Here is a 4,260-nt window from a genome sequence, read left to right as displayed (position 1 = left end):
AGGTACGAAACCTTGAAAGGATATTAGCACATGAACCGTGCCAGACAACAGCCCGCCATAAGCGCAGGGCGCATTGCTTAACGCCGCACTCGAACTTTTTAACGAACGACTTCCGCACAAGCCGTACTTTTCGGACGATCTGCACTTCGGTGTGCGCATTGCCGGGAAAGAGCGCGCAATTCTTGCGAAGTACATCCAGTTTAACCAGCCACATACCATGTTCTGGCTCGGCTTCGACGTCGATCGCGCTGGTGCAACCATTGACTGGAGCGACCGGAATGCGCCTGCCCCCACGCTGACCATCACCAACCCGGAAAACGGCCATGCGCACTTGCTGTACGCGCTGGCAACCTCAATACGCACCGCCCCTGACGGCAGAATGAAACCGCTGAAGTACGCTGCGGCCGTGGAAAACGCGCTACGTAAAAAATTAGAGGCTGACGCGGGGTATTCGGGACTCATCTGCAAAAATCCGAACCACGAGCACTGGAAAATTGCCGTCTGGCAGCCGGAACTCTACACACTGGACTGGCTGGCCGACTTTCTCGACCTGAACGCGGCGAACCATAAGGAAATAGTTGCCGACTACGGCTTAGGCCGTAACTGCATGCTGTTCGATAAAACCCGCAAGTGGGCATACCGCGCCATCCGTCAGGGATGGCCGGAGTATGAGCAGTGGATGAATGCCTGCTATGAACGAGCCATTGCCTACAACCTGCAATTCGCAGCACCTCTGGATGAAAATGAAGTGATGGGGATTGCTAAAAGCATTGCAAAGTGGACTTTGAAAAATCTATCGAAAGATGGATTTGATGAATATGTGAAAAGAACTCACACTCATTATATTCAATCATTAAGAGGTAAGAGAAGTCACGGCGGTGGTAGAAAATCTTTAAATAATCCTTGGGTTGAAATAGGAGTTAGTAGAGCTACCTACTTTAGGAATAAAAATAAGTATAAAAAAAATGAGACGTGAATATTTTTATTATATTGACCACTGGGCTTCTATTAAGGAAGGTGCGATTAATTCGATGGCAACCATTTTTTTGCTTTGTAATCGTATAGTAAATGAACAAAAAACCGCCTAAAACAGTGAAAACGATGGATGAACGGCAATCACTGTAGTCATGAACCTAACTATGAATGATTAAATCGCACCTTCCTTAACAACGGACCCTACTTGCTTCAAGGTGCTGGGTTTGTGGTGCTCAACCAACTTACCTCGAATATGAAACTTTGATCATGACAATTAAAATCAAAGGCTGCAATGAATAAGGAGATGCGATGTGCGTAATAATTACTTTTTATTTTTGTAGATAATTTAATTTTTATTATTTTCTTTGCAACTCACACTCATAAAATTTAAAACAGCAGGGAATGAACATAAAAACAGTAATGTTGCAAATTTAATTACCCCCCCCCCGCATTTTGAAGTTATTTTGGTATGAATTTATTGCATTTTGAAGAGAGAACCTCTGAATGTATACGGGCATAAAGTGTGTCAGCATTAAAGATAACTCATAGCAATGCCGCCTCCGTGCTGATTGATAGAATATGCTTGAATGATGTTTAAATTTCAGTCGCAACACCTATTTATACCCAATTAACTTCAAGATGCAGGATGGTGGTACTCCAACAACTTCCCCCTACCGCTGCCTTGGGTTCAGGCTTCAGCAACTTGAAGTATCATGGGCATATAATAATGACATTTCAAATTACATGGGCATGAACAAATTTTCATATTCGAGGTAAGTTGGTTGAGCACCACAAACCCAGCACCTTGAAGTGAGATTGGTATATCTGGAATTTTCATTGTCAATTACATTTTTAAGTGATTTATCAGTTTTACCAAAGAATTATGATATCAATGCTATCCATATTACCTCTGCGAAACTGTTGATTGGGAGTGTTTCTTTGATTAAGCTCAAGAAAAAAATATTTTTTTTTGGAAAAGTGTTATCTAAAACTCAAAACATAGTTTTATTTTTGTGTATGTTTTTTTGCCTGGATTTATGGTGGTGAATTGGTTTTTGTAATGATAATTCTAAGAGAGATCTAATATGATGAAAGGAAAAGTTATAAAGTCAGTGGTGGCAATATCGTTGGCATCTTTGTTTTCCATTGATGCTAGCGCTGTAACAATTGATTACAGGCATGAAATGAAAGATACGGCAAAACGTGGTCATCGAGATCGCTTGTTAATTTCACATCGTTTTGCAAGTGGTTTTGGTATTTCGTCTGAGGTTAAGTGGAAGTCAGGTGATAATAAACCAGATACTCCTTACAGCGATACCGTTAGTAATGGGACAGAAGTTGTAGCAAGCTACCTATATAAGTTTGATAAGGCACTTTCTTTAGAAAGTGGTCTTAGCTTGGACTCAAGTTCGTCAGCAAATAATTACAGACCATACATTAGAGGCGGTGTTGTTTTTAATGATATTGTCTCAACAACCTTAAGATATCGCCCATATTATAAAAGAGTTGCATCTGGTAGTGGGGAAGATGATCATGGACACCAGGTTAACCTGGTGGTCGGATTGAAATTAACTGATAAGTTTACATTGTCAAATGACTTTGAATGGAAACGTTCAGAAAATACCGTATTATGGGATAACGACAAAGAAAGTTGGTTATACGAGGGTAAGTTAACATATAAATATGATAAAAATTGGCGGCCTTACATGTCTATAGCGAATGTTTCCGGTGATTCAAAAGTAACTGACGAAAGGCAAACTCGATATCGTGTTGGTGTTCAATATGTGTTTTAACTAAATTAAAATATCCTTGTTGGGCTAATTATTAGTGCATTGCTATGTACAAGCGGGAATGATAAAATATTTCCGCTTTTTTTTGTAAGACTGATATCTATACCCGTCATCCTTCAAGTTGACAGTGTGTTGGTTACATTCGTTCACCAGAATCACTTACCGAAGTAAGCCAGGCGGAACTCTCTCGCTTTCCGAATTTCTGCAACTCGAATTATTTATGGTATATGTGATTCGAAGGCTAATTCTGATTAGTTCCGGACTGATTTTCCATCACTCTGAATTCCGTACATAAGCAAAATTAAAGAACTGCTGCACCTTTTATATTAATGTGCCAAATAGTTGTATCTACGCTTTTCTTAAGGAAGATGCGATTTAATCGATGGGACCCTTAGATGAGCGGCTCTATCCGTCAGGTGAGGTACTCAATCACTCTGCGCTGGCTAATATTTGCTCATCATCATTCAGCTATGTGGCAATAAATACACTTGGCTCCCTTATTTTCCCCTCTATTTACGCTATTCCGGCCAGTTGCGCAGCACGGACGAGATAGCCTATCGCAAACAGCATTGAAAGCCTATGGGGTGCAGCAGGCACGAATCTTCGTCAGTACCCTCGATGCCTCACCATGTTGAAGCCTGCGAAACGAGAATCATGAAAGCTGGCATGATTCCCCATGTCATGTCGTTCCTCCGTTTCCTTGTTCATGATAACTAGAAATAGGCAGTTTGATGGATGACGGGTATTTCTCATTTTACAGATGACACACCTCGGTGAGACTAAACAACCTATATCAGATAACAGCCCTTTTCAGCAGAGGTTTTTTTTTGCAGCCAGCACAGAATCTGGCATACTGCACTGTACCTTAAGCCAGTACACACAGCGTCCCCTCTAACGAGGTGCCACCATGACTGGTTCAGGGGATTTCATCCCCCGAAACCCCCGTGAGAACGGTGAGAATATTTTGCTAATTATTCCGCATTCACCGTGAATATCATCACCATGATTAGCCGGTAACGCTCGCCGCAGTCTCATGACCGAACGTAGTGAGCGAATGAGCGAGGAAGCGGAAGATCATCCGGTGCTTATGTGTTCGCGTTCGCACTGCCGCCTCGTGCTGCTCGTTGCCCTACTCCTCACGGGCTGACAATGAATCTGTCCTGAAAACAGCACGCCGTCATACTGCTGCATAACAATTCATGCTCTCACAAATCATCAGTACGATTCTGAGCGGTTTTCAGGGGGTAAGACGTATCGTTTGCGGGTGAGGGCATAAAAACGCGCTGATGGCGTCTGAGGCGGGGCATGCAACAGATGTTATGGTAAACCGGGGTGAGATCGACAGACGGGACAAGACGGTGTAACGTTAAGCCAGAAAAAACAAAGCCCCGGAAATCATGTTCAATCTTGGCGGATCTCATGATAACCAGGGCCAGGTACGAAACCTTGAAAGGATATTAGCACATGAACCGTGCCAGACAACAGCCCGCCATAA

General features: G+C 42.6%; 2 protein-coding genes. Both read left to right on the top strand.

The features are described 5' to 3' along the window. Window positions 1-73 precede the first annotated feature (73 nt). Entirely contained in the window at window positions 74-976 is a 903-nt protein-coding gene (locus tag ACSZO4_RS24825) for a replication initiation protein (protein WP_437891755.1), read from the top strand. Window positions 977-2,063: 1,087 nt separating this feature from the next. Next, the gene (locus ACSZO4_RS24820; protein WP_437891756.1) at window positions 2,064-2,768 is read left to right on the top strand and encodes an oligogalacturonate-specific porin KdgM family protein; all 705 of its coding nucleotides are present in this window, start codon (window positions 2,064-2,066) and stop codon (window positions 2,766-2,768) included. The last annotated feature ends 1,492 nt before the right edge of the window (window positions 2,769-4,260 follow it).

The organism is Phytobacter sp. V91 (genome assembly GCF_965644225.1).
GTDB lineage: Bacteria > Pseudomonadota > Gammaproteobacteria > Enterobacterales > Enterobacteriaceae > CBFFRJ01.
The sequence above is the reverse complement of the archived record's forward strand: the minus strand, read 5'-3'. Positions and strand labels throughout refer to the sequence as shown.